This window comes from Pseudomonas sp. 43NM1, assembly GCF_002836905.1.
Lineage (GTDB): Bacteria > Pseudomonadota > Gammaproteobacteria > Pseudomonadales > Pseudomonadaceae > Aquipseudomonas > Aquipseudomonas prosekii.
The window spans coordinates 1-6,893 of sequence record NZ_MKGS01000070.1; the positions used below are offsets into that span (position 1 = coordinate 1).

At 60.9% G+C, this 6,893-nt stretch carries 7 protein-coding genes; 2 read left to right on the forward strand and 5 right to left on the reverse strand.

From position 1 onward, the window contains the following. Nucleotides 1-614 (reverse strand): deoxyribose-phosphate aldolase (gene deoC, locus BI292_RS08230; RefSeq protein ID WP_101207573.1); only part of this gene is annotated, 614 nt, incomplete at its 3' end. A 121-nt stretch (nucleotides 615-735) separates the two neighbouring features. Between deoC and deoR the strand changes: the two genes are divergently transcribed. Beyond that, nucleotides 736-1,506, forward strand: a complete 771-nt coding sequence (deoR, locus tag BI292_RS08235; RefSeq protein WP_178076550.1) for a DNA-binding transcriptional repressor DeoR — start codon at nucleotides 736-738, stop codon at nucleotides 1,504-1,506. Here deoR and BI292_RS08240 read toward each other — a convergent pair. The 3 genes from BI292_RS08240 to rbsK are packed head-to-tail and all read right to left on the reverse strand — an operon-like array spanning nucleotide 1,499 to nucleotide 4,853. Continuing rightward, on the reverse strand, nucleotides 1,499-2,557 hold the full coding sequence (locus BI292_RS08240) for an aldose 1-epimerase family protein (RefSeq protein ID WP_101207574.1): 1,059 nt from the start codon (nucleotides 2,555-2,557) through the stop codon (nucleotides 1,499-1,501). The two genes, deoR and BI292_RS08240, sit on opposite strands and share 8 nt — an antisense overlap. Beyond that, the gene (gene fucP, locus BI292_RS08245; RefSeq protein ID WP_101207575.1) at nucleotides 2,554-3,885 is read right to left on the reverse strand and encodes an L-fucose:H+ symporter permease; all 1,332 of its coding nucleotides are present in this window, start codon (nucleotides 3,883-3,885) and stop codon (nucleotides 2,554-2,556) included. The genes BI292_RS08240 and fucP overlap by 4 nt, the downstream gene beginning before the upstream one ends. A 41-nt stretch (nucleotides 3,886-3,926) precedes the next feature. Beyond that, on the reverse strand, nucleotides 3,927-4,853 hold the full coding sequence (gene rbsK / locus BI292_RS08250) for a ribokinase (RefSeq protein ID WP_101207576.1): 927 nt from the start codon (nucleotides 4,851-4,853) through the stop codon (nucleotides 3,927-3,929). Nucleotides 4,854-5,215: 362 nt separating this feature from the next. Between rbsK and BI292_RS08255 the strand changes: the two genes are divergently transcribed. After that, complete coding sequence (locus BI292_RS08255) at nucleotides 5,216-6,166, forward strand: alpha/beta hydrolase (protein ID WP_092280119.1); 951 nt, start codon at nucleotides 5,216-5,218, stop codon at nucleotides 6,164-6,166. Between the two features lie 3 nt (nucleotides 6,167-6,169). Here BI292_RS08255 and BI292_RS08260 read toward each other — a convergent pair. Next, on the reverse strand, nucleotides 6,170-6,893 hold a 724-nt coding region (locus BI292_RS08260), incomplete at its 5' end, for an ABC transporter ATP-binding protein (protein WP_157831229.1).

Here is a 6,893-nt window from a genome sequence, read left to right on the forward strand (position 1 = left end):
ATCATCGCCAGTGCGGTCGGGTAATCGCGCACGCCGCCCGACGCCTTGACGCCGATGTCCGGGCCGACGGTGCGGCGCATCAGCGCGACATCTTCGACGGTGGCCCCGCTGCGGCTGAAACCGGTGGAGGTCTTGACGAACGCGACGTTGAGCTCACGGCAGATTTCACAGGCCTGGACCTTCTGCGCGTCGCTGAGCAGGCAGGTTTCGAGGATGACTTTCAACGGCACATCGCCGCAGGCCTTTTTCACCTGAGCGATGTCGTCCTGCACCTCGGCGAGCAAGCCGTCCTTCAGCCAACCAATGTTCAACACCATATCGATCTCGCCCGCGCCGGCAGCAATCGCGCGCTCGGCTTCGAAGGCTTTGCTCTCGCTCAAACCGGCGCCCAACGGGAAGCCGACCACCGCGCAGACTTTTACGCTGTGCCCCGCCTGATGCTGTGCCAAGCGCTGCGCGGCATACGGCACCTGCGCGGAGTTCACGCACACTGAATAGAAGCCATGCTGCGCAGCTTCGCGGCACAGGGTGGCGATTTGTTCGCGGCTGGCGTCCGGTGCCAGCAACGTGTGATCGATGAACTGCGCCAGTGCCTGAGGGGGAAGATGGGCCATCGCAATAACTCCTGTTTGTATATTCAAATGCCCCTGCGCCACAATCGAGGATCATTTGCGCAAAAACGTTACAAAACTCACAATTAATGTTACTTAAATAACATCAACAATCAACCCCGGAATGCCTGTGGACAGTAAAAAAGCCGAGCGTCTCAAGCTGATTCAACAAGCCCTGCAAGACCAGAGCGCCATTCACCTGCGCGAAATGGCGGCATTGCTCGACGTCTCGGAAATGACCCTGCGCCGCGACCTGAGCAAGTACACCGACCACCTGCGTCTGCTCGGCGGCTACATCACCCGAATCCACGATGGCAACGAGCCCGGCGATTATCGGGTGGCCGAACAGGACACCCGCCACGTCGAAGAAAAACGCCGCATCGGCAAACTCGCTGCGCGGTTTATCCAGCCCGGCGACACCGTGTTTTTCGACTGCGGCACGACCACGCCCTTCGTCGTGGATTTCATCCCCGACGAGCTCGAATTCACCGCGGTCTGCAACTCCCTGAACGTGCTGCTGAAACTCTCGCAAAAACCCAATTGCCACATCGTCATCTGCGGCGGCACGTTCCACCGCAAGAACCAGGTGTTCGAAAACACCAGCGAAAGCGGCATTCTCGACCACGTGCGCCTGACCTGGGCGTTCGTTTCGGCGGCCGGTGTCAGCCAGGACTTCGGCGTGACCTGCTTCAATTTCAATGAAGTGGAAGTCAAGCAGAAGGTCTTGCGCCAGGCGCAGCAACGTTTGTTGCTGGCCGATCACAGCAAGTTCGACACCGTGCGCACTGCGCATTTCGCTGCGCTTGAGGATTTCCACTACGTGGTCAGCGACAAGAAAATCCCCAAGGCTTACCGCGACGCGATTACCGCCAGCGGCGCGCAGTTGATCATCTGATGAAGGCTTGTTGCTCGTTCTTGTTCAGGTAACCGGTGGTGACCTTGAACGCCGCCGTCTGCCCCGCCGCCAATGACCGCACGTTGCCCTTGGCGGACTCGGCCCGATAGCCTTCCGGCTCGCACGTCGCGGGCAATATGAACGCCGCGACTTGCTGATCGGCGTTGTGCAGGATCCAGCGCGCCGCGTGTTCGAATTGCTCCGGGCGATAGCGCGTGTAGAACGCCGCGCCGTCGGGATGGCTCAGCAGAAAATGCGCGTCGCCATGGGCATCGGCGCACACGCCGTCGAAGAAAAACACAATCTCCGGATCATAAAGCTCCGGTTGGTCGAGGCAGCGAAACTGTTGCGGTTCTGCGGCCAATTGCTCCATGTAATGGCTCCAGGCCGGCGTCGGTTTGACGTGCGCCGGCACGCTGCTGCGCAACCGCACGCGGTCGAATCCCAACGGTTCGACAAACCGCGCGCCCTCGACGTAGGCGTAATTCATGTGAGCCATGTACATCAGGTCCATCGGTTTGCCGGCGCGGTTGGTCACGTTCATCGCGATATCGAACAGGCCGGAATCGGCGCGCAAGGTCACGCTCGGACTGGCCAGATAGCGGTCGCCGAAACCTTGTGCGTATTCGTACTCGCCGCCGAGGCGTAGGTACGCCCCGGCGCTGTCTTCACCGACCTCCAGCCAGGCGCGATCCATCGCTGCGCAGGGCATTTCGCCGTGCAGCGGATGGTCGTCCTCGGGCGTCGGGCAGCCGTTGCGCAGCAGGCCACTGTGAAACATGAAACAGCCGTAGGTGCCGATCACTGTCGGGCTCGGTTTCGGCTGGCTGAACAGGTTGCTCATGGTCAGGTCGCAACCGTCGAATACCGCGTCCCAGATCATCTGGCCCTGATACGGCAGCACCAGCAAATGACCACGGCTGTTACGCATTTCCAGCGCCAGCACACCGCTGGGAAACAGGCTGGCGCTGACCGTGAAATCCGCCGATTCGAGCAAGGTTTTTGGCGCCTCGCCAAACAGTGCCGGATAGAGATTGATCCGGGTGCTCATGAGGTCACCGCCGCGCCGACGGGCGCACGCTCGCTGGCCGAGTTGCGCAGGCAGCGCACCGCGTAAGCGACGATCACGATGAAGCACAGCAACGGCACGCTGTAGGCCAATTGCATGTTGCCGCCGCTGTAATCCGACAGCAGGCCCTGGAAGATCGGAATCACGCCGCCGCCGACAATGCTCATCACCAGCAGCGAACCGCCGACGCCGGTGTCTTCACCGAGGCCATCGATGGTCAGCCCGTAAATGGTCGGCCAGCACGGACCGAGGAACACGCTGACGCCGACGGCCGCATACACCGCAGTGATGTTCGGCACCAGAATCGTGTAGGCGAGCAGCACGATGCACAGCACGCCGTAGATCGCCAGGACCTTGGCCGGGTGCAGTTTGCGCATCAGTACGTTGGCGATCAGTTTGCCGACGAAGTACGCAGCAAATGTCGTCAGCAAAAACCACGACGCGCTGCGCTCATTCATCCCGCCCAATTGCATGGCCAGGCGAATGGTGAAGCTCCAGACGCCGACCTGCGCGCCCACGTAAAGGAACTGCGCAAGCACACCAAAAGTGAAGCGTTTATTGGCCCACAGCCGCGACAGACTTTGGCCAAGGCTGGAGGTTTTTTTAGTCGCGGTTTGCACGCCTTTGCACGAAGGAAAACGCGTGATGGCGATCAGGATGAACATCAGCACCAGCACCGCGATCATCCATTTGTAGGGCAGCAATGTGGACTGGATCATTTGCAGTTGCTGCACCGCCGCGTCCGAAGCGCTCATTTGCGTGAGTTGTTCGTGGGTCGCGTCGGTGTCCTTGAACATCACGAAGCTGCCGACGTAGACCCCGGCCATCGCGCCGAACGGGTGGAAGGTCTGCGAAATGTTCAGTCGCCGAGTGCCGGTTTCGCGCGGGCCCATCAGCGTCGAATAGGTGTTGCACGCGGTTTCGAGGAATGCCAGCCCTGACGCGATCACAAACAGCGCCAGCAAGAACATGCCGTATTTGGCCGTCGATGCCGCCGGGAAGAACAACAGGCAGCCGAACATGTAGAGCATCAAACCGATGAGGATGGTGGTCTTGTAGCTGAAACGCCGAACCACCAGCGCTGCCGGAATCGCCACGAAGAAATAGCCGAGGTAAAACGCCGATTGCACGAACGCGGTCTGGAAATCGCTGAGCAGGAAGGCTTTCTTGAAGTGCGCGATCAGCACGTCGTTCATGCTCGCGGCCGCCGCCCACAGCGCAAAAATGCTGCACAGCAGGATGAAGGCGAACCATGGCGTGCGGTTCAGGTAAAAACCGTCGGGCATCTGTTGGAGCGGAGGCTTTGTCATTGTTGTTCTCCGGTGAGTTATCGGGGTGAAGCGGCGCGAATTCAGGCGTCGAACGCGCGCTGGAATTCAGCGAAGGCGTCGGCGTCCGGGTAGGAAGTCTGAGTGCCGAGGCCGGTGACCGAGCACGCGGAATAGGCAACCGCCTGGACCATCGCCGCGCGAATGTCACGCGAGCGGGTCCAGTGCTGGATGAAGCAACCGATAAACGCATCGCCGGCGCCGGTGGTGTCGCGGGCATCCACGCGCAGGCCGGGGACCTGAAACTCGCCCTCAGCGCCGACGTACAACGCGCCTTGCTGGCCGAGGGTGACGATGACGTGACGGATGCCACTGGCGACCAGCGCTTGCGCGGCGTTGAGCGCGGACTCGGGCGAGTTGACGGTCTGGCCGCTGATCAGCGCCAGCTCGGACTCGTTGGGCACCAGGAAGTCCAGCTGCGCGAGGTGTTCACGGCTGAGGCCGGCCAAGGCTGGCGCCGGGTTCAGCAGCACCGGGATGTTGTGTTCGCGGCCGAAAGCGATGGCGTGATAGACGGTCTCGACGTTGATTTCGAGCTGCAACACGATCAGCGCGCACTCGCGCAAAGCAGCGGCGGCGGCGTCGATATCTGCTGGTGAAAGATGCGCGTTGGCACCTTTGACGATGAGGATGCTGTTGTGCGAATCGGCCTGGACGAAGATCGGCGCGACGCCGCTGGACACGCCTGGCACACGCTGCACGTAACGCGTGTCGATGCCAAAGCGCTGGAAATTGGCCAGGGTGTTGTCGGCAAACATGTCATCGCCGACTTTGGTCAGCATCAGCACGTCTGCCCCGAGCTTGGCCGCTGCCACCGCCTGATTCGCGCCTTTGCCGCCGCAACCGAGGGCAAATCCGGGCGCTTCGAGCGTTTCGCCCTGCGCCGGCATGCGGTCGATGTAGGTGATCAGATCCACCATATTGCTGCCGATGACTGCGATCTTGCTCATTGCTATCCCACCTTGTTACGGGCTTGCCAGACTGATGTCTGGCGTTGTTGTTTTGTTATTTAAATAACATTTGTTGTGATAATTCAATCCTTTTTTGAGGCCGCCTGGCACGCAAAGACCAGCGGCTTTGCGCAAACCCCCTGTAGGAGCGAGGCTTGCCCGCGAAAGCGCCAGGTCAGTCGAAATCAATGTTGAATTAACCGACGTCTTCGCGGGCAAGCCTCGCTCCTACAGGAGGATTGCGGCGGATGGAGGTTTATCGCCGCGAATAATCCTGCAACACACACGGCTGTCGAAATAATTCCCGACCTCGGCATGCATCTGTTAAAACCCGTGTTTTCCCCTTTCGACTGGACCGCTGCATGTTTTCTTCCCTCATGAGCCGCTTGAGCAAGCGCTGGTTTGCGACTTTGTGCATGGCGCTGCTGATCGTCGGCCTGCCGGTGGGTTGCGGGGTGCTCAAATACAAAGAGCGCGAGTTGCTGTTTCGCATCGAGCCGGGCACGGCGGGCTGGTATCGCGGCTTGCCGAAAGATGTGCAGGAATTCGACATCAAACCTGCCAGTTTCAAGGGCGGCCAGAACTTGCACGCCTGGTGGTGGCCCGCCGCCCGTCGCGACGCGCCGTCGATCCTTTATCTGCACGGCGTGCGCTGGAACCTCACCGGCCAGGCGTTCCGCATCGAGCAGTTACGTGCGATGGGCTATTCGGTGCTGGCCATCGATTACCGGGGCTTCGGCCAGAGCAAGGGCGATCTGCCGTCAGAGGCCAGCGTTTACGAAGACGCCCGAGTGGCGTGGGATCGCTTCAAAGAGATGCAGCCGGATGCGAAAAAGCGCCTAATCTACGGCCATTCGCTGGGCGGCGCGGTAGCGATCGACCTTGCGGCGGACCTCTCCGAGCAGGCGAAAAAGGATCACGTGGCGGTGCCAGTGCGCGGCTTGGTCATCGAATCGACCTTCACCACGTTGGGCGACGCGGTCGCGCAAGTCGCCGACAGCAATCTGCCAGTCAAATCGCTGCCGGTGCGCTGGTTGCTGTCGCAGAAATTCGATTCCATCGACAAGATCGCCGACATCGACATGCCGCTGCTGGTGGTTCACGGCTTGGCGGATGCGTTCATGCCGTCGCGCTTCAGCGAGCAACTGTTCAACGCCGCCAACGAGCCCAAACGCCTGCTGCTGGTGCCCGGCGGCACGCACAACAACAGCATGAGCCTGGGTGGCAGCCAGTATCGTCAAGCCATCGAAAACCTGATGAAAGCCAAACCGGCGCAGGTCGCTGCGGTGCATCGCAGCTCGCCTGAAACCTGAGCACTAGCGATACCCGCGCGCCTGCAAATCAAACAGCTGCGCATAACGCCCGCCCGCCGCGACCAGACTGTCGTGGTCGCCGCGCTCCAGAATCGCGCCTTGATCAAGCACGATGATGTGATCGGCGTTGCGCACGCTGGAGAAACGGTGGGAAATCAACAACGTCATGCGGCCCTGAGTGTGCTGGCTGAAATGTTCGAACACCGCCGCTTCCGCCGCCGGGTCGAGGGCGGAGGTCGGTTCATCGAGGATCAGGATGTCGGCGTCGCGGCGCATGTAGGCGCGGGACAAGGCAATCTTCTGCCATTGCCCGCCCGACAACTCCTGACCACCGGCGAACCAGCGCCCCAGTTGCGTCGCATAACCGCGATCAAGGCCTTCGATAAACGGCGCGGCCATGCCTTCGGCGGCGGCTTGTTTCCAGCGCTGCTCATCGTCGAATGCCAAGGTGTCGCCGACCCCGATGTTCTCGCCGACGGTGAACTGATACCGAATGTAGTCCTGGAAAATCACGCCGATACGCCGCCGCAGCGCGTCTTCTTCCCAAGTCTGCAGATCGCTGCCGTCGAGCAGAATGCGGCCCTGATCCGGGCGATAAAGACGCGTGAGCAGTTTGATCAGTGTGGTTTTGCCCGAACCGTTTTCCCCGACCAGCGCCATGCTGCGGCCCGGCACCAGATGCAAGTCGATGCCTTCGAGCGCCGCCCGACTCGCCCCCGGATAACGA